The sequence below is a fragment of the Sorangium sp. So ce394 genome, from assembly GCF_051474665.1.
Classification (GTDB): Bacteria; Myxococcota_A; Polyangia; order Polyangiales; family Polyangiaceae; genus Sorangium; species Sorangium cellulosum_D.
Map to the genome: position 1 here is coordinate 3,318,844 of NZ_CP150339.1, position 19,282 is coordinate 3,338,125.

General features: G+C 73.3%; 14 protein-coding genes. 5 read left to right on the forward strand and 9 right to left on the reverse strand.

Annotated features, from left to right (window positions below; all coding sequences use genetic code 11):
- Positions 1-89: 89 nt before the first annotated feature.
- From WMF33_RS12405 to WMF33_RS12420, 4 genes are all read right to left on the reverse strand, one after another.
- Positions 90-2,570, reverse strand: coding sequence for a TonB-dependent receptor domain-containing protein (locus tag WMF33_RS12405; RefSeq protein WP_437337321.1), 2,481 nt, complete (start codon positions 2,568-2,570; stop codon positions 90-92).
- A gap of 67 nt (positions 2,571-2,637) precedes the next feature.
- Entirely contained in the window at positions 2,638-4,710 is a 2,073-nt protein-coding gene (locus tag WMF33_RS12410; RefSeq protein WP_437337322.1) for a serine hydrolase, read from the reverse strand.
- A gap of 63 nt (positions 4,711-4,773) precedes the next feature.
- Positions 4,774-5,868, reverse strand: a complete 1,095-nt coding sequence (locus tag WMF33_RS12415; protein WP_437337323.1) for a hypothetical protein — start codon at positions 5,866-5,868, stop codon at positions 4,774-4,776.
- Positions 5,869-6,013: 145 nt separating this feature from the next.
- Positions 6,014-7,519, reverse strand: a complete 1,506-nt coding sequence (locus WMF33_RS12420; RefSeq protein WP_437337324.1) for a lysyl oxidase family protein — start codon at positions 7,517-7,519, stop codon at positions 6,014-6,016.
- A 280-nt stretch (positions 7,520-7,799) separates the two neighbouring features.
- Here WMF33_RS12420 and WMF33_RS12425 point away from each other — a divergent pair, with 280 nt between their 5' ends.
- Both WMF33_RS12425 and WMF33_RS12430 read left to right on the forward strand, forming a co-directional pair.
- On the forward strand, positions 7,800-8,288 hold the full coding sequence (locus WMF33_RS12425; protein WP_437337325.1) for a helix-turn-helix domain-containing protein: 489 nt from the start codon (positions 7,800-7,802) through the stop codon (positions 8,286-8,288).
- A complete protein-coding gene (locus WMF33_RS12430) occupies positions 8,285-10,912 on the forward strand; it encodes a VIT domain-containing protein (protein ID WP_437337326.1) in 2,628 nt (875 codons plus the stop codon). The genes WMF33_RS12425 and WMF33_RS12430 overlap by 4 nt, the downstream gene beginning before the upstream one ends.
- A 45-nt stretch (positions 10,913-10,957) precedes the next feature.
- On the opposite strand, the gene WMF33_RS12435 is transcribed toward WMF33_RS12430, so the two are convergent.
- The 5 genes from WMF33_RS12435 to WMF33_RS12455 form a co-directional block, all read right to left on the reverse strand.
- Positions 10,958-12,022 carry an OmpA/MotB family protein gene (locus tag WMF33_RS12435; protein ID WP_437337327.1) on the reverse strand — a complete coding sequence of 355 codons (1,065 nt, stop codon included), beginning with the start codon at positions 12,020-12,022 and terminating at the stop codon, positions 10,958-10,960.
- Positions 12,023-12,353: 331 nt separating this feature from the next.
- Positions 12,354-13,760 carry a phosphatase PAP2 family protein gene (locus tag WMF33_RS12440; RefSeq protein WP_437337328.1) on the reverse strand — a complete coding sequence of 469 codons (1,407 nt, stop codon included), beginning with the start codon at positions 13,758-13,760 and terminating at the stop codon, positions 12,354-12,356.
- 610 nt (positions 13,761-14,370) lie between these two features.
- Positions 14,371-15,483: an NAD(P)/FAD-dependent oxidoreductase gene (locus WMF33_RS12445; protein WP_437337329.1), complete on the reverse strand. Its 1,113-nt coding sequence runs from the start codon at positions 15,481-15,483 to the stop codon at positions 14,371-14,373.
- Entirely contained in the window at positions 15,480-16,073 is a 594-nt protein-coding gene (locus WMF33_RS12450) for an isoprenylcysteine carboxyl methyltransferase family protein (RefSeq protein WP_437337330.1), read from the reverse strand. Before WMF33_RS12450 ends, WMF33_RS12445 begins: the two co-directional genes overlap by 4 nt.
- The gene (locus WMF33_RS12455) at positions 16,067-17,164 is read right to left on the reverse strand and encodes a type III polyketide synthase (RefSeq protein ID WP_437337331.1); all 1,098 of its coding nucleotides are present in this window, start codon (positions 17,162-17,164) and stop codon (positions 16,067-16,069) included. The genes WMF33_RS12450 and WMF33_RS12455 overlap by 7 nt, the downstream gene beginning before the upstream one ends.
- Before the next feature lie 185 nt (positions 17,165-17,349).
- Between WMF33_RS12455 and WMF33_RS12460 the strand changes: the two genes are divergently transcribed.
- The 3 genes from WMF33_RS12460 (at position 17,350) to WMF33_RS12470 (ending at position 19,177) form a co-directional block, all read left to right on the forward strand.
- Positions 17,350-17,721, forward strand: a complete 372-nt coding sequence (locus WMF33_RS12460; RefSeq protein ID WP_061625412.1) for a DMT family transporter — start codon at positions 17,350-17,352, stop codon at positions 17,719-17,721.
- A 60-nt stretch (positions 17,722-17,781) separates the two neighbouring features.
- Positions 17,782-18,222 (forward strand): DUF3574 domain-containing protein, encoded by a 441-nt coding sequence (locus tag WMF33_RS12465; RefSeq protein WP_437337332.1) that lies wholly within the window; start codon positions 17,782-17,784, stop codon positions 18,220-18,222.
- A gap of 265 nt (positions 18,223-18,487) precedes the next feature.
- Positions 18,488-19,177, forward strand: coding sequence for an SCO family protein (locus WMF33_RS12470; protein WP_437337333.1), 690 nt, complete (start codon positions 18,488-18,490; stop codon positions 19,175-19,177).
- Positions 19,178-19,282 lie beyond the last annotated feature (105 nt).

Below are 19,282 nucleotides of genomic sequence, written 5' to 3' on the forward strand. Positions count from 1 at the left end.
ACAGTGGATGATCGCGGCGCGCGCCCATCCAGCGCAATGGCGTCCCGCGCCGCCGGACGCACCCTTCAAGCTCACCCCGCCCCCCGCCATCAAAACCCGCCCTCCAGCCCGAGGCTCGGCACGGTGACCGGCCCGAACTCGGTCGGCTCGCACGGCCCGAACCCATCGCACGTCCCCGGCATGTTCTCCTTCGACATCGTCGCGTTGAGCACGTCGAGCACCACCGCCAGCCAGCCCGACTTCCCGATCGACCAGCGCTTCTCCAGGCGGACATCGAGGCGGAAGAACGGCGGCAGCCGCTCCCACCGGGGCTCCGCGCCGGCGGCCGACCCGAGCCCCCCGGGGACGCCGCTTCCCGGCGGGAGCGTCACGCCGCCGACCCGCTGGGGAAGCCCGGAATAGAACACGAAGCGCCCGCCAGCCCTGTAGCCGCGGCCGAAATCGTAGGTCAACGCGGCGTTCGCCACGTGGGTCCGGTCGACCGAGGTCACCTGCCGGCTGCGGCCGATGCTCCGCGTGGAGCGGGACAGCGTGTACGACGCGAATCCTCCGATGCGCTTCGTGAGCCGCCGATGCGCCGACAGCTCCACGCCGGTAGCGGCGCCGAGCGCGCGGAGCGTGAAGGCTCTGTCGATCGACTCGAAGCCGACGGCGCCGAGCGCGTCGGTCATGTTGAAGAACGCGTTGTGGAACACCGAGACCGTCGCGTTGATGTCCTCCGGCAGCGCGAACTCGAGGCCGGCGCTCGACTGGAAGCTCCGCTGGAGGCCGTCGTCGAGGCGCGGGCGGATGCCAGGGATCGGAACGACGAAGCTCGGCAGCTGGGACGCGAGGCCGTGCGCCTGCACGAACGTGACGCCGCGCCCCAGAGAGAGCCGCGCCGAGAGCCGCGGATCGACGCCGAGCGCGACCGCGCCGTCCGAATGGTAGAGATCGAGCCGGAGCCCCGGGGTGATTCGCAGGCGCGGGGTGATCGCAATGTCGGCCTCGATGTAACCACCCGTCGTGAAGTCGACGCGGCTCAACAAGAAATCGCCGACCGAGACATCGTCACCGTCGTCACCGTCCGGCGCGACGTCGCCCGGGGAGTCGCCGACGTCCGTCCCGAGGTCGAGCACGTTGTCGTCGACCACGGCGTCGATACCAGCCCGGATCACGGTCTCGTCGCGCAGCCGGTGAGCGAGCGTGAGGCGCGCGCCGAGGCTCCGCGTCAGCGCCTTCTGGCCGCCCTCGATCCCCGTCTCGTCGTGGCCGAGCGTCAGCGCGCCGCGCAGCGCGCTGCCCTGGCCATAGGCATGGTCGCACCGGAGATCGATCCGGTGGAATGTCGTGTCGAAGAGGGTCGTCGTCTCGCCGCCGGATTCGTCTCCGAGGTAGTCGTGGGCGCCGAACGCGAAGACGCTCACCCGGCCTTCCGGGGCGACCTGGTACGACAGCCGGGCCTGGTAATCCCAGTAGTCGAGCGCCACCTCGGGCGCGGCCAGCGAGAGGAGCAGCGCCGTGTAGGAATAGCGGCCGCCCACGAGCGCGACCCCGCGGCCGTCGGCGAAGGGACCCTCGACGAGCCCGCCCACGTCGACGAGCCGGAGCATGCCCTCACCGTGCCAGTACGGGAGCGGCGGTGTCGTCTCGCCAGCGACGATGCCGCCCGCGTACCGGCCGTGACGCGCGGGGTAGCCGCCCGGGTAAAGGTCGACGCGATCGACGATGCCGGGATGGACCACGGAGGGCCCGAGTCCGAGGTGATAGAGGTAAGGGACACGGACGCCATCGAGGAAATAACCGACGTTGCCCGGCGGCGACCCGCGGACGTAGAAGAACGGTAGCCCCGTGACGAGCGGGGTCACCCCGGGGAGCATCTCGATCGCGCGGAAGGGGTCGCCGAACGCGCCGGGGACGATCCTGACCTCGCCGCGGCTCAAGCTGGAGACGCCGGGCGCCTGCTGCTCGCCGTGCACGGTGACCTCGAGCGACCGCGGCGCGCCGGGCGGCGGCGCGGGCGCCCGGACCGGGCCGCCGCCGGGCGCGGGCGGAGGCGCCGCTGCAGGCGCGGAGGCGTCGGGCGGCGCGGGCGGCGCGGCCTCGGTGAAGCGGACCTCGACGCGGATCTTCGCGGCGACCGGCGCGCCGTTCCGGGTGGCCGGCGCGAAGCGGAACGAGGTCGCGGCGGCCACGGCGGCCGAGGCGAACGGCTCCTGCCCCTCCTCGGCGACCGCGGAGCGGACCGTCCCGTCCGCGTTGACGGTGAGGACGAGGTGGACCAGCGCGTCGCCGTGCGCTCCAGCAGGGTAGTCGGCGCCGAGCGGCGTGAGCGGTGTCGGCGGTACCAACGCGTCCTTCGGGGCGTCGCGCGGCGGCCGTGCCGACAGCGCATCGCGCGGCGGCTCGGGCGGCGGCGCGTCGCGCCCGGCCGGCGGCGCGTCGCGCCCGGCCGGCGGCTCCTCGGCGCTCGGCTCGGCCGGCGGCTTCGCATGCGGCGGCGGCGCGTCGGGCGCGGCAGCGGCGAGGCCCGGCGCGAGCGCGCTCGCGAGCAGCGCCGCGGCCGTCGTGGATCTCCGGAGAAAGCTCATCGTCGCGCCATGGAGATGGGAAAGGGCAGCCGCCGCCATCAGCCACGATCTACGCCGGACGACGCGCTCACTTCCCCTTCGCCGGCTCGAACACCACCTTGCGCTGCCATGCCCTCATGTGGAGCGTCATCCTCCCTTCCACCTCCCTGGGCACGAGCTCGGGCCAGCCGATCCACGGAGGGCTCGTGAGCACGAGCTTGACCGTCCCGTCCTCCTCCGTTTTTCGCCCGACGCTGCTCTGCCACTCGCCAACGTCGAAGACGCCTCGATTCCCCTCCACCCGGAGGCTCACCTTGCCGAACCAGGGGTGCTCGTACGTCCCGGCGAGGCGCTCGAGCCACGCCCGGTCGGGCGCGAGATCGACCTTCCCGATCTCGCGGCGGAAGTCCGCTTCCTGGGTCTTCGCGGCGTAGGCCAGGTCCTCCCGCGCCTCGTCGCGACCGTCGAAGAGCAGCTCGAAGATCTTGCGGCGCAAGACGCCGCCGCCGAACGGGGTCGGAGAATCGACGTTCGAGAGCATGACCACCCCGACGTCGTGCTCGGGCAAAAAGAACAGGTCCGAGCTGTAGGCCCAGACCGCGCCAGGGTGGCCGAGCACCTGGACTCCCCTGTACGTCTCCAGGGCGAACGCGAGCCCATAGCTCGTCACGTCGCCCGATCTCGCCTGCGGCTCCCGGCGCTTCAGGAGGCTCGCCTCCGAGACGACACGCTTCCCCTCGAGCGTCTTGCCCTTGCCCATCTCCATCGCGAGATACCTCGACAGATCCCGGACATTGGACCAGGCCCCCCAGCTCGGATCCAGCGGGCCGGTCCAGGCCGTCGCGGGGAACGGCGTCGAGACCATCTCGTACGCGGGCGACCGGTCATGCGCCGAGGCGTGGTCCGCGCGCTTCACCGCGGCCACGTCAAACGTCGTCGCCTTCATCCCGAGCGGGTCGAACACCTTCGCGCGCATCGCGTCGTAATACGCAGGGCCCAGCGGCTTCTTCGGATAAAGGGCGTGCGCCGCGACGTATCCGGCGGCGGCGACCATCGCGTTCGAATACTGATAAGCCTCCCCGAAGCCCGTGGTGGGCGCGAGATCCTTCATCCTCGCGAGCGCCGCCTCGGGGGTGACGCCGGCGTACTCGAAGTCGGTCCCGAGGTTGTCATAGGGAATGCCGGTGCACCCGCAGAGCAGGTTCTGCATGGTCATCCGCCGGGTGAGCTCCGCGTCGCCCACGGCGAACGACGGCAAAATCCGGATGACCGGCGTGTCCCAGCCGAGCTTCCCCTCGTCGACGAGCACCGACAGCATCAGCGACGTCAGCGGCTTCGTCATGGACGCGAGCCGGAACAACGTGCGCGGGGTGACGGGCGCGCTCTTCCCGACCTCCCGGACGCCGAAGCCTCGCTCGAAGACGACCTTGCCCCCCTGGAGCACGGCCACCGCCATCCCCGGGACGCTCGCCGCCTTTCGCGCCTCCTCGATGAAGGCCTCGAGCTCGCGCAAGCGCTCCTCGTCGAGCACGCGCGCCTTCTTGCCCGCAAAAGACTCCTCCTCGACGCCCTCGGCCTTGAAGCTGAAGAACGCGATCTTGGCGCCTGCCCAGCGCCGACCCCACCCCTCCTTCGTCCCGTCGAACAGCGCCACATACCAGGTGTCGCCTTTGCGACGGGCGCTGGCGAAGACGTCGCGCGCCTCCTCCGTGGTCGTCTCGTAGTCGACATCCATGATGCTGTCCCAGCCGCGCCGCCCCGGCGGCGTGGTGACCCGCTTCGCCTTGCGCGCGAAATCCGGCTTCACCTGCCGCCACGCCGCGGCGATCGCGGCCTCCGCGTCGGGCTCCCGGCGCTCCACGAACGTGAGGGACACCTCGCGCTGCGCGTCCGCGAGGATCACCACGCCGCCCCGGGTCGTCACCGTCCAGCCCTTGGGCGCGGTGTACGAGGCGCCCGAAGGCGTCTTCATCGGCGCGTCCGCGCCGACCTCGATGACGCTCTCCGCGGTCGGCGCCGCGGAATCGGCCGGCGGCGCCGCAGGGGGAGGCTGCCCGGCGACGGCGCTCGCCGGCCGGGCGGGCCGAGGCTCACCCCCGCCGCCGCAGGCGATCGCGCCGGAGACCACGCACACGAGCGGAACCACGAGGAGATGACGCATCGCAATCCACCTTTCCCGAGACAAGGAAGCACCGAGCGCCGTGCGAGGCGGCCTGTCGCCTCGTCACCGCCTCCGCGCCCGCTCGTACGCCTTGAGCCACCGCTTCGCCGTCACATCGAGGCTCTCCCTCAGCCAGTCGTCGAGCTTGCCGAGGTCGAGCCCCGCGAACGCCTCCGCGTGCTGCCGCGCGAGGATGCTCACCTGCGCCTCCAGCACCGCGCGGAGATCGCGCTTCGACAGGTCCTCGATGTCCACCGAGGCCCGGCCCAGGCGATCCCGGAGCAGGTACACGCTCCTGCCGACCTGCACCTCCCGGTAGAACGGCACCTCGAGGCCGCGCCATATCGACGCCTTCACCCGCTCGATCCGGTCCTCGTCCTCGTGCAGGAAGTTGTTCCAGCTCGTCGCCGCGTGCGTCGTCTCCTTGAGCTCGAGGAGGCGCAGCCGCCGCTCTCCGCCCCGCTCGCGGCCGAGGATCAGGTACCGCTCGAGCCCCCCCGAGCCGCCCGCGTCGCGGTCCCGGTGCGCGAGCGCGAGCACCTCGACGTCCGAGAGCTGCCCGGACCGCCCGAGCGCCTCGAGCAGCCGCTCGCCCGTCCCCGCCTCCGCGCGCGACAGCCTCAGCGAGGGCTCGTCGAACCGGAACGCCTCGCCCTCGGTCCACTTCGCGAGCTGGCGCGCGTCCCTGGCCGCGACGTCGGGGTACAGCGCCTCGGGGAGCTCGCGCAGGGGCTCGTTGCCCTGGAGCATGTCCTCGTAAAGCTCCATGAGCTCGGCGAGCGCCTTCCGGTCGTCGAGCAGCAGCCGGAGCACCGTGAAGTACCGCAGCGCGTCCAGCGCGGCGAGCCCGGGGCCCGCGTCGTCGAGATCGTTGAACACGTAGCGCGGGCCCACCGTGAACGTGATGAGCCCGAAATTGTCGGGGTGCGCGTCGCCGAAGCACAGGCACCGGCCGCCGGGCACCCGCGCCCGCGGGACGTCGAGCAGGTCCACGTGCCACGCCTGCGGGAAGCTCCGCATGAACCGCATCGGCGAGCGCAGCGCGGCCTCCCACTTCTCCTCGAACTCGGCCGGCTCGACGTGCGGATTCACCGCCCGGAAGAACGCCCGGGTGAGCTCCTTGACGGGCGGCAAATCGCTGTCTCGAATGGGGCGCATCGCGTCTCCTGCGGCCGGACGCGGGGCGCGCCCGGGGGGACGGCCCTCCGCCGCCCCGCGAGCGCGCCGCCGCCCGCGCGGCGCTCTCGTAGCACGCGCGCGGGCGGACCGTGAGGAGGAGATGGACCGCGCGCGAGGCCGCGGCTTACGGGGTCGCGACGGTGGCGGAGATGTCGCAGGTGAACGCGGCCGTCGCGTCGTACGAAGCGACGAGCACCGTGTAGACGCCGCTCTCCGGGCAGACGAACTGCGTCTGCGGGCAGTAGCCACACGCGTCGTCCACCGAGGACAGGGCCTCCTCGCCGGTGCACCCCGAGGCGCCGTCGCACACCCGGAGCATCGGATCGTTCGCGCAGGTGCCGCCAGGGCAGCCGCAGCCCACGGTGATCACCGTGTTCGGGTCGCACGCCACGGCCTCGTAGCCGGGCGCGATCGACCAGCCGCAGTCGCGCCACTCGCCGCCCAGCGGGTTGGAGCAGGGCGAGAGCGGATCCCCGGGCACCGTCGAGCCTTCCTCCGGGATGGTCACGGGGACCTCGATCGTGTTGTTGCCGTAATCGCTCTCCGGCAGCGTGCGATCGGCGTTGATCGTGATGCGGAGGAAATAGTCCCCCGGGCTCACGCCAGTGATGTCGACCCACTGGCAGTCGAGGCCGGAGCTATAGACGTCGCTCCAGCCGCGCTGGATGCCCTGGAAGCCGCAGTGGAAGCGCGACGTCGACGGCGCCCCCGGGATGCCCACCGGCGAGCTGTCGAGCAGGCAGAACGCCTGCTTGTGGCCGGTCGCGACGACCGCGCCGGTGCCGTCGAGGAGCTCGTACCGGGCGTATCCCTCGAAATGGTGGTGGCCGTGGCACGCGGAGTACTCGAAGCCGTCGACGGCCGTCGGATCGCCGAGGATCATGTCCGCCTCGCCGACGTTCGGCGTCTCGGTCGAGAAGCGCATCAGGCGGCGGTCGCCCGCCCCGCCCACGCAGCCCTCCACGATCGCGCAGCTGTCCGCCGGGAAGCTCTCGTGGCCGATGCTCAGGCTGAACTGCGCCGCGTCCGCGGAGACGGTGAGGTCGGGCAGCGGGCACGCCTCGCCCTCCCCGAGCTGCGTGCAGGTGCCGACGAAGCCCGCCAGGCAGCACGTCCCGCCCGGCCCGCACTCGCTGTCGTCGGTGCATAGCGTCGACGTGGAGGGCGCCTCCTCGACCTCGATCACGATGTCGAACGAGCCCCGGTCGAGCACCACGTCGTCCCCACCGACCCGGAAGCGCAGCGGGACCAGCGTGTTCTGGTCGGCGTACACGTTGAACCACTGGGGGTTCGGCGAGAGGAACTGCGCCTGTACCGGCTCGATGGTGTTGTCCAGGTTCAGGCGCTCGAGCCGCCAGCCCTCCTGAAGGAACGTGTAATAACTGCCTGCCGGGACGTCCGCGCTCAGGCGAGCTCGGTTCGGGTCGTCCTCGGTGTTGAAGAAGATCGTGTCCTGCGGGCCCTGCACCATCACGATCCCGTCGCGCAGACGGTACACGTTGCCCGACGCCGCCGCGCCGATCAGGTTCAGCTCGATCTGCCCCGTGCCCTCCTCGTCCGTTCCTCCCTCTCCTGCGGAGCACCCGGCGAGAGCGATCATCCCAAAGAGCGCGAATTTCGAAAGCTTCATGTGAGCCGCGGACCTCCTCATCTCTCCACCACGAAACGCTTGATGCCCTCACCGCACCAGGTCCTTCACGCGAAGGCCGAGGTGCGCCGAATTTGTCAGGACATCACAGGTTCCCGACGCTGTCCATCGACCGACGCCATCGGCGGGTACGAAGCGCGGCTCACCGGTTCTCCCTGGGCCGCCCACGAAAGCAGCTTTGCGGCGGAGACCGGCGGTCGGCGTCCACACACACCGGCGGCACGAAGCGCGCACCGGCTGTAGTGTCTACTTGACAGTCTAAGTGTCGCGATCCAGGATGCTCGTCGTGATGACGTACAAGCTCGACGAGCTCGCGGGCGAGGCGGGCGTGGCGCCGCGCACGGTGCGGTATTACGTGCAGCGCGGCCTGCTGCCGGCCCCCGAGTTCCGCGGGAAGGACACCTCCTACGGGCGCGAGCACCTCGTCCGGCTCCGCGCCATCAAGGTCCTCCAGCAGGCGCACCTGCCGCTCGAGGAGATCCAGGCGCGCCTCGCGGGCGCCGGCCTCGACGAGATCGAGCGCATCGCCGCGGGGGCGCCGCCCCCCGCGCAGGCGGGCGCCTGCGCCGGCCCGGCGGAGGCGGCGTCGACCCCCGCCGCCGGAGCGCCGCGCGGCGCGCGCTGGGAGCGGGTCGAGATCGCCGACGGCGTCGAGCTCCACGTGCGGGGCGACGCGCCGGAGCGCTCGCGGCGCATCGCCCTCGATATCGAGTCTCGTTACGCAACCCTTGCCCCGAAAGGCTCGCGATGATCCCCTCCATCGATCCCTCGCTCCCGGCGGCGACGCCGAGCTCGTGTCTACGCTCCTCCGAGGGGCACCCGGTCCCGCTGCTCGGCGTCTCCCTCTCCGGGGAGGTCTTCGGCGGCGCGGCGCGGCTCGTGGTGCGGCAGCGCTACCGGAACGAGGAGCGCCGGCCGATCGAGGCGATCTACACCTTCCCGCTGCCGAGCGAGGCGAGCATCGCGGGCTTCGCCATGGAGTGCGCCGGCCGGCGGCTCGAGGGGGAGGTCAAGGAGCGGGAAGAGGCGTTCCAGGCCTACGACGAGGCCGTCGCCACCGGCCACGGCGCGGCGCTGCTCGACGAGGAGCGGCGCAACGTGTTCACGGCCAGCGTGGGAAACCTCCTGCCCGGGGAGGAGACGGTCGTCGAGGTCGCGTTCGTGCAGCGGCTCCAGGCCGACGAGGGGGCGCTGCGGCTCATGATCCCGACCCTGGTCGCGCCCCGCTACATCCCCGGCAAGGCCGGGGGCGAGCGGACCGCGCACGGCGCCCACGCGCCCACCGATCAGGTACCCGACGCCGACCGCATCTCGCCCGAGATCGCGCGGGTCGACTACGGCATCACCGTGGACATCGTCTTCGATCTCGGGCGCGACGTCGCGATCGAGAGCCCCTCGCACGCGCTCGCCGTGCGCCGCGAGGAAGGGGGTCGACAGCGGGTGTCGCTGCGGGGCGACAAGGCCGCGCTCGATCGGGACATCGTGCTGATCGCCGCGGGCGCGCCGGGCGTTCAGGCGGGCCTCGTCTGCGACCGGGCCGCCGGCAAGGAGGGGACCTTCGCGCTCACCGTCGTGCCGGACCTGTTCGACGCGCAGCGGTCGTCCGCCCGGCGCGACGTCGTGTTCGTTGTCGACGTGTCGGGCTCGATGCAGGGCGAGTCGATCGACCAGGCGAAGCGCGCGCTCCGCCTGTGCCTCCGCCACCTCGCCGAGGGGGACCGGTTCGGGGTGATCGCCTTCTCCAACACGTTCCGGGCGATGGAGCCGTCGCTCGCCCCGTTCACGCAGCGGACTCTCGAGGCCGCGGACGCGTTCGTCGAGGGCCTCGTCGCGTCCGGCGGCACCGAGATGCTGCAGCCGCTGCTCGTGGCCGCGGGCATGCTCGGCGACAAGGAGCGGGACCGCGTGGTCCTGAACGCGCGGGACCGCGTGGTCGTGCTGCTGACCGACGGCCAGGTGGGCAACGAGGCCGAGATCGTCGACCGGGTCGCCGAGCAGGGCCAGGGGGTGCGGGTCTACACGTTCGGGATCGGGACGAACGTGAGCGACCTGCTCGTGAACGATCTCGCGCGCCGGACGCAGGGGGCCGCGGAGTTCATCCACCCGGGCGAGCGCATCGACGAGAAGGTGACGGCGCAGTTCGCGCGGGCGACGGCGATGCGGGTGACCGGGCTCGAGGCGCGCTTCGAGGGCGTCGACGTGGGCGAGCTCTCGCCGGCCGAGCTCCCGGCGCTTGTCGACGGCGAGCCGTGGGTGCTCTACGGCCGCTACGAGCGACCGGGGGTGGGGCGCGTGGAGCTGCGCGGGAGCCTGCGCGGAGAGCGCTTCCTCCTCGAGGTGCCGATCGAGCTCGAGGCGGAGGCGTCGCGGCCCGGGCTCGAGGCGCTGTGGGCGGGCGCGCGCGTGCGGGAGCTCGAGGCGTCGGAGCGCGGGCTGTCGGGCAAGCGCGCGGAGGCGATGCGGAAGCGGATCGTGGACCTCGCGGTCCGGCACCGGGTCGCCTCGAAGCATGCGTCGTTCGTGGTGATCGAGCGGCGCACGGGCGACCGGCGGGCCCACGGGCAGCCCGAGGCGAGGCCGGTGCCGGTGAGCGCTCCGGCGGGGTGGGGGATGAGCCGCCGCGGCCCGGCGGCGCCGGCGGCCGCGTTCGCCGCGATGGGCGGTCCGATGGTCGGCGGTCCCTCCATGAAGGCCAGTCCCTTCGTGAAGGCCAGGGTCTCGGCGCCCGCGCCCATGGCCATGTCGGCGCCGGCGCCCAGGGCTGCAGAGAGCAGCCCGGCGCCGGCCGCCCGCGGCCTGCTGTCGCGCGCGAAGCAGCTCTTCCAGCCGAGCGCCGCGGCCGGCCCGCCGCGCGCCGCGGCCCCGGCCAGCGCGGCGGCGCGGGGCGGACCCGCGGGCCAGCAGCACGGCTCTGGGCCGGGAGCGCCCCCCGCGCCGGCGCCGGGCGCTGCGCCCGGCGGGACCGAGCCCGAGGGCGCCGGCCTCGGGCGCATGTTCGAGGAGCAGCTCGCGTCCGGGCTCTGGGAGCGCGGGGAGCCGACCGACATCGGCCGGCTCACCAGCACGGCGCGATGCCTCGCGGCGTGCCACGAGCAGGGCGTCGACTCGGCCCACCCGATCTACGGCGCGCAGGTGGCCAAGGCGATCGAGGCGCTCTGCGCGCTGGCCGGGTCGCTCCTCCAGCGCGGCGGCGCCGACGGCGAGGTCGCCGCGGCGCTCGCGGCCGCGTACCTCGTCGCGAGCGGGCGGCGGCTGCGGGCGCGGGTCCACGACGCCGTGGCGGCCGCCGCGCCGGAGGCGGTGCGCGCGATGCTGGGCGAGCTCGGCGACGCCGGGGCGCTCAGGAGGAGGGTCGAGGCGCTGCGCGGCGCGTGACGGGCGGGCTGCGGCCGGACGGCCGCGGCAGCCCTCGCGTCGCTCTCACGGATACGTGTCGTCCCCGCCCTTCGTGCCGGTCGCCGGGCGGGCCTCGCCAGCCGGGCGGGCCTCGCCAGCCGGGCGGGTCGCACCGCCCGGGCGAGCCGCGCCCGCCGGGGCCGCGCCCGCCGGGGCCGCGCCCGCCGGGGTCGCACCCGCCGGGGCCGCGCCAGCCGGGGCCGCGCCAGCCGGGGCCGCGCCAGCCGGGGCCGCGCCAGCCGGGGTCGCGCCAGCCGGGCGAGCCTCGCCGGCCGGCCTCTCCGCGATCTGCGCCGCCCCCTCCACCACGATCTCCAGGCGCGGATCCGCCGGCTGCGCGGGCGCGCCGCCGGCCGCGTCGGCAGGCGGCAGGTCGGCGAAGCTCGCCAGGCTCAAGCGCGCGACGGGCAGGCCAGCCTCCTTGGGCTGCGCGAGGAACAGCAGCACGGCGCGCGCCTGGGCGACCGTCACGTCCCAGCCGTTGCGCCACGCCACGCCCGGCGCCACGCCCGGCGCGCCGGCCGCGGTGTGGCCGACGACCTGGTAATCGAGGCCCTTGAGCGGCTCGTTGCCGCGGATGATCGCGGCGATGTCCCGCAGGATCTTCTCGCCCGCCGGGGAGAGCGCGTCGCGGTTCCCCTTGAACAGGACCCGGGTCGGGATCGAGATCGCCACGCGGCCGTCGCGCGGCGCGACCGTGACGTCCCCAGCGGCGACCGGGAGGAACGCCCTCAAGACGCCGCTCTCGCGGTCGGACGGCGGGCGAGCCCCGGCCGCCTCGCCGCGCTGCGCCCCCGCGCCCGGCCCGGTGCCGAGATCGATGCCCTCCGCGGAGAGCGGATCTTCCCGCGGCGGCGCCGCGGCGCCCCCGCGCGCGACGTCCTGCTCGAGCTGGCGGACGCGCTGCTGGCTCGTCTGCAGCTCGCGCTGGAGGCGCTCGGACCGATCGAGCTGGGCCTTCATCTCGAACTCGGTGTAACCGCACCCGACGAGGAGCGCGGGCGCGAGCAGCGCGACGAGGCGGCGTCCGACGCCCCCGGCCCGGACGGGCAGCGAAGGGGCGGCCCCGGCGCTTCCCTCCGCGCTCACGGCTGCGACACCCAAAGCAGGCAATTGCACTTGGCAGGCTCCTTTTCGCCGGATCATCCGGATCCATCCTCCTCGCGCCGGTGCGCTGAGCGGCGGGAGCCTATCCGAGCGGTCCTGGTCCCACAAGGCGCGCGCCGGGTCCGAGGCGGGTTGGGCTCGCTCGCGTGCGCGGGGCGGTGGCGGACGTGCCCGGCACAGACCCGGTTCCCTCCGCTCGGCGGCGCACCGCGGTCACGGCGCGCGGGCAAGCAGGCCGAACGGGGCCCGGACCGGGGACGCGCCCGCCGAGAGGAGCGGCCGGCCGTTCGCCGGACGCTCCCCGGCGAAGCCCTCAATCGAGCGGCTGGAGGGCCCCGTCGAAGACCGCGTCTCCGACGTTCCTGCCCAGGCGGAGCCCGTTCATCGCGTCGAACCTCCAGTGGACACCCAGGTAGATGCGGCTGATGGCGACCTCCTGAGTCGCCTCGCGGAAGCCGGAATAGCAGCGCCGGAGCCTGGGGCGGACGTCGCCCCGGGCGTCCGTCGTTCTTCCGTTGTACTCGTCGGATACGACGCAGAAGGGTACGTGATGCGTGCCATAATAACGGGCCAGCACCTGGAACGTGGCAGCCCCGAGGCTCGCGTGTCCGGAGACGTACGACGGGAACGCCGGGGTCTCGTGCAGCGGGCCCCCGTTGCTGCCGGGGGACGCGAGGGGCGTCCAATGCTTGTCCTGTACCGTGAGCGGGTTTTCATCGATGTTGGCCCGACGGATCCCGATGATCGGCCGCCAGTGGTTGTAGTGGTACTTCGTGTCCCATGTGGCGATGGCGGCGTCGGCCAGGGCGAAGCTCACCAGCGCGAAGTAACGGGCGTTCTCTATCTCCGAGTTGTGCTCCTGCACCGCGACGACCCGCGCGATCTGGCCGAAGAGCCGCGGCACCACCCCGATGCGCGGGGCCTCGTCGTACGACCAGAAGATCCCGATGACGGTCTGCTCCGGAGTCCGCAGGGTCGGGGTGCTCTCGCCATCGCCGCCCAGCGCGAAGAGCTCGTAGAAGCTCAACGCATACGAGAGGCTCCGCAGCGACGGCGGGGGCGGAGCGCGGAACTGGTCGCCGCTCTCGATGGCGAACGGCGTCACCTCCCCCCATCTGGGGGTCAGGAACCCCTGATCGGGGTGGAGAGGATCGACGCGATGGTCGCCGGGCGCATAGCGTGGGGTGTAAGGCATCGGGGCGTCTGCCCCGTCGCGCGCCCGCGCCGCGAGGATGTCTTCGGCGACATCGTTGCCAAGCACGATGCCGTCCCCCTTGGCGTCGCTCGCCGGGATCTCCGCCAGGTACGCGTCGAGCGCGGCGTCGAGCGCGGCCGTCTGACGCGGGTAGAGCGCCGTCAGCGTGCGGTGGGCCGCCGTGGCCACCGCCGCATCGACGGATGCGTCCGGCGCGCGGGTATGGACGATGTACGGCTCGTACCGCGGCACAATCGAGTTCGCGGCGTCGTAGATCGCCGCGTGGACGATCGCGAGCGCGCGTGAGGCGCGCGTGGGCCCTTCCTGCTCCGGCGGCCTCCTGGAGGGGTCGCTGTAGTCTCTGGCGACCGCGTCCAGAGCGACGGCGTTCCAGTCGAGGACCGCGTCTCTGTCCGGCGGATCTCCCGCACACTCCGGCTCGTGCGCGGACGCTCGGCTTCCGAGCAGACAGGCGGCCGTGACAGCGAAGGCGATGGGCGCCCATCTCGCGGGTGAACGATGCATTCAAGGCTCCTTTGCACGGATCCTCAGAGACCACCATCGCGGACGACGCCGCTGCGCTGGTCGGCGGGATGGTGGCCACTCGAGGATCGAGAGGCACGGGCAACCCATCAGGGCGAGATCGAGAGCCGTATCTACCCGATCGAAGCCGGCCGCTGCACGCAGGAGAGCGCGGCTTCATGCGGTATGCGCCGTCCGCCGCCCGTCGCTCCTCGGTGGGAGATGCTGCTGCATGGCGCCGAACATCGAGCACGCGTGCCGTCCAACGGCCGTCGCTCCTCTTTGTCGTCACTCGCCAAGATGGTATGCGGTGTATTCAATTCCAGGCTATCAGCCGGAGCTGCGGCGCGCAACCGGCGCACAGGTTGTTCACAACCTTCTTTGAGCAGATATGTGGTGGGCGCACGACGAGCCGTTCTCGAACAGCGGCAGCGCGCGCAAGCGATGGTCAGCATGCGCGCTCGTTATGCCATGATCGTACATAGGGCCTTCGCCTCGCGGCCCGGTGCGCGCGCTCGTCGATGGATGCGGTGATGGTGAAATATTCCGCTGTGATTGCTGTGCTGGAGCGCGCCGGGGCCGACCCGTGCGACGCCTCCGAGCGCCGCCGGGCTCAGCGCGGGCGCAGCACCGCGCCGACCGCGTGCCGGAAGAGCCCGGGCGCGAGCGCGAGCGCGGACAGGAGCCCGTCGCGGAGGCGCGGGCGCCGCGCGATGAAGAGCACCGCCCGCGTCGCCACCGCGTAGCGCAGGAAGGCCTGCCGGAACACGCGGGCATAGGCCGCGAGCGGGGCCGCGCCGCCGCCGCGCAGGGCCGCGTCGAGCGCGGTCGACAGCGCGGCCGCGCCGACGAGCGCGAGCGAGATCCCCTCGCCGGTGATGGCGTCGATGTAGCCCGCCGCGTCGCCGACCAGCACGAAGCGGTCGTCGTGGAGCCGCGACGACGCGCGCTCGAGCGGGCCGCTGCCCCGCGCCGTCGAGTCGACCGGCGCGCCCGCGAGCCGCTCGGCCAGCGCCGGGAAGCGGCGTACGAGGCGCTCGGTCGACGCGCGCCCCTCGAGGCGATCGCCGTCCCACAGGAACGCGACGCCGACGCGCTGCGGGCCAGCGGGCGTCACGTACGCCTCGACCCCGTCGCCGAGGTGCACCTCGACGAACGACGACCACGGCGCGCACCGGAAATGCTGGCGCAGGCCGAGCCGCCGCGGCCCCGCGGGCGGCGCGTCCCAGCCGAGCGCGCGGCGCACGCGCGAGCCGAGCCCGTCCGCGCCGACCACGTACCGCGCCTCGACCGCACCCCGCCGCGTGACCAGCCGCGCGCCGGCGGGCGTCCGCTCGACCGCGACCAGCGGCTCGCCCGCCGCGAGCCGCGCGCCGGCCGCGCGCGCCCGCGCCGAGAGCGCCGCCGACAGCGCGATGCGGCGCACGCCGAGCCCCCCGGGCGCCGGCAGCGGCGCCTCGACGCGCAGCCCGTCCGGCCGCAGGTACCGGATGCCCTCGATCGGCGCCCGCTCGGCCGGATCGAGCTCGGACAGGACGCCGAGCGCCTCGAGCGCGCGGCAGCCCTCGGGCATCACGCCCTCGCCGCACGCCTTGTCGATCGGCCACGCGGCCTGATCCAGGACGAGCACGTCGTGGCCCCGCTGCGCGCAGCCGATCGCGACGGCGAGGCCCGCCGGCCCCCCGCCGACCACGGCGATGTCGGCGATGTCGGACCGCGCGCTCACGGCGCCGAGGGGCGCTCCGGCGCGGGGCGGCGGCCCGGCACGAGCCGCGGCAGGCCGCCCATCTCCGCCGCGTACGACGGCCCGAGCGCCGCCTCCTCGGCGCGGATGCGCACCGAGAGCACGAGCGCGTTGAGGGCGCTGAAGACGAGCGCGGTCAGCCACGCGCCGTGGATCATCGGGATCGCGACCATCTCGACGATCACGGCGGCGTAGTTCGGGTGGCGCAGGTAGCGGTACGGGCCGCCGGAGACCGGCGCCGCGCCGGGGACGACGATGATCCGGACGTTCCACTGCTCGCCCAGCGTGGCGATGACCCAGTACCGCATCGCCTGCGCGAGCAGCGCGGCCGCGAGCGCCGCGAACCCGACGAGCCCGGGGAACGGCCGGTCGAGCGCGTCGACCTCGAGCGCGCACGCCGCGAGGAAGGCGGTGTGCATCAGCGCCATCACCCGGAAGTGCGCCTGCCCGACCTCGACGCCGCCCTTCGCGAAGGCGCGCCGCGCGTTGCGGCGCGAGATGACGAGCTCGGCGAGCCGCTCGACGGCCACGGCGCCGAGGAAGGCGAGGTAGAGCTGCGCCGAGGTCACCATCGCAGCAGCGCGATCTCCGAGCAGAAGCCGGGGCCGAAGGCCATCATCACGCCGTAGTCGCCGGGCCGGACGTCCGCCTCTTCGAGGACGTCGCGCAGCACGAACAGCACCGAGGCGGAGGAGACGTTGCCGATCTCGCGCAGCGAGCGCCACGAGCGGGCGAGCGCGTCCTCGGGCAGCTCGAGCGTCTCGGTGATCGCCTCGAGCACCTTCGGCCCGCCGGTGTGGACGATCCAGTGGCGGACGTCGCCCCGCGACAGGCGGTGCCGCGCGAGGAACGCGTCGACGTCGCGCCGCACGTGCTCGCGCACGAGCGCCGGGACGCCGGCGGAGAGGACGACCCGGAAGCCGGTGTCCACGACGTCCCACCCCATGATGTGCTCGGTCTCCGGGTAGAAGACGGCCTGCGCGTCGAGCACCGCCGCGCCGCCGGTCCGGCCGCTCTTTCGTGCCGCCTGCGCGCCGCGCGCCACGACGGCGGCGGCGCCGTCGGCGAAGAGCTGCGCGGCGATGACGTTCGCCGCCGAGGTGTCGTCGCGCTGCAGCGTGAGCGAGCAGAGCTCGACCGACAGGAGCAGCGACGTCTGCCCCGGGAAGGCGCGCAGCGTGTCGGTGACGCGCCCGACGCCGGCCACGCCGGCCACGCACCCGAGGCCGAAGACGGGCGTGCGCTTGATGTCGCGCCGGAAGCCGAGCCGGTTGACGAGCCGGGCGTCGAGGCTGGGCGCCGAGATGCCCGTGACCGAGACGAACATGATGTGATCGACGTCCTCGGGCCGGAGGCCCGCCCGATCGAGCGCGGCGCGACAGGCGCGCTCGCCGAGCTCCACCGCGCACGCGCTCCACCGGCCGTTCTGCTCGGCGAACGTCGAGGGCGCATAATAGGCGTCGGTCGGCAGCGCGAGGTGCCGCCCCCGCACCTCGATCGACCGCCGGACCCGCTCGACGAGCGCGAGCGCGTCGCCCTTGCCCGCCCAGAGCCGGCGCAGCCCCGCGCACGTCTCGTCCTGCGTTGCGTAGTGCGGCGGCAGCGCCGTCCCGACCGCGGCGATCGTCGGCGCGAACGGCGTCTCCAGGCGTTCGGAGCTCATGGCGGGCGGCAGTCTCGCACCGAGGCAGGCGACCGACCACGTCGATTTCGCCGTCAGGAGCCGCCTGAGGGCTCACCGAACCTTGGGCGATGAAGGCTTGCGCGCTTCACGGTTGATCCATGCCGGCCGCTGCGCCAGAGGTCTCCCGGGAATGGCGGGCCGCCGGCGCTCGCCGCACCAGAGACATGGCTCAAGGTTACCTCTTCCTCATCATCGCCCTCCTCTTCAACGCGACCGCGAACATCCTCATGAAGCTCGCCTCGCGGCGCGTCCCGCCGATGGAGGGCCTGTCGCTCGTCGACAAGGCGCTCGCGCTCGCGACGAACTACCACCTCGTGCTCGGGCTCGTGCTCTTCGCGTCGAACATCCTGTTCTACGTCCTGGCGCTGAAGCGCATCAACCTGTCGGTCGCCTATCCGATCATGTCCTCGGGCGGCTTCCTGATCATCTCGGTCTTCTCCGTCTACTACCTGCGCGAGACCCTCACGGCGGTGCAGATCGGCGGCATCGTCCTCATCGCGGCGGGCATCGCGATGGTCGCGTACAACCTCAGCTAATCCGCCGCGCCGGCCGTGATAACGTGCGGGTCGCACGCCCTCACCTCGGAGGAAGCATCCATGCCCGACCGATCGATCCCGCGCGCCCTCCTCGCCGTGCTCCTCGCGACCGCCGGCTGCGGCAGCGCCGCGGCGGAGGACAGCCCGCCGCCGGCGCCCGAGGCGACCTGCGACACCGGGGCGCCGATGATCCGCACCGAGCTCTTCTTCGGGATGGATCGGTTCGACGAGCCCGACGTCACGCAGGAGGAATGGCAGGAGTTCGTCGATACGGTCGTGACCCCGCGCTTCCGGGACGGGCTCACGCAGTTCGACGTCGACGGCCAGTACCTCGCGACGACGGAGGAGCTGATCCGCGAGGACAGCCGGCTGATCATGCTCCTCCACGACGGCAGCCAGGCCGCCTCGGACAGCATCGAGTCCATCCGCGAGGAGTACAAGGCGCGCTTCGATCAGGAGTCCGTGCTGCGGATCGACGAGCCCGTCTGCGTCGATTTTTGACGGCCGGGGCGCCGTGGCCTCGCCTCGCTGACGCGAGCGCGCGCGCCCGCCGGCGAAGACTCTTGACCTCCGGGGATCGCGCGACAAAGTGCGTTGTCCGCCGACCAGCCGTCGATCGCCCATCGAGCGGTCATCGAGGAGGGGCGCCGCCGCCGCGGCGCGCCCGCTCTTCGCTCGTCGAGCGACGGCGCACGAACACCCCGGGCGCTCGGCGCGAGCGCCCCCTCGCGGGCCCCGACGGGGCGACGCCCGCAGTGAGGCCGATATGCGATCTCTCTCGCTCTCCGTGCCGAACGCCTTGCTCCTCGCCGGCGCGCTCGCCGCCGCCTCGTGCGGTCGCGCGAGCGACCCGGTGGGCGCGGGCGCCGATCGGGATCCGTCGCTCCCGGCGCAGGGCGCCGCGGCGGTGCGGACGGCCCCGGCGCCGGGGGTCGTGGTGCCGGACGAGGAGCTCGTCGATCAGGACGGCGCGCCGGTCCGCCTCCGCGATCTCGCGAAGGATCGCGTGCTCGTGGTGAACTTCGTCTTCACCACCTGCACGACGATCTGCTCGCCGATGACGGCCATCTTCGGCCGGCTCCAGGCCGAGCTCGGCGACGCGCTGGAGCGCGACGTGCGGCTCGTCTCCATCTCGCTCGACCCCGCCACGGACACGCCGGAGCGGCTGAAGGGATACGCGGAGAAATTCGGCCGGCGGCCGGGCTGGGTGTTCCTGACCGGCAAGCGCGAGCGCGTGAGCCGGGTGCTCGACGCGCTCGGCGGGCGCGCGCCCGTCAAGGAGCAGCACACCCCGATCACGCTCATCGGCCGCGCGTCCGAGGGGCGCTGGACGCGGGTCGACGGCATCGCGACGCCCGCGCGCCTCGCCGAGGAGACGCGGGCCTACCTGTGGCGAGGCCTGGCGGCGCCGGGCCCGGGCGGGCGCCGGCTCGATGATCCCTGGCGGAATTTCTGATGCGATGGTAGAGGGGCGAGCCCACTCAGCTCAAGCCCGCGTTCGCGGGGCGCGCCACGCTGCTCGACGCGCTCGAGACGCACGCCGCGGCGCCGTCCCACGACC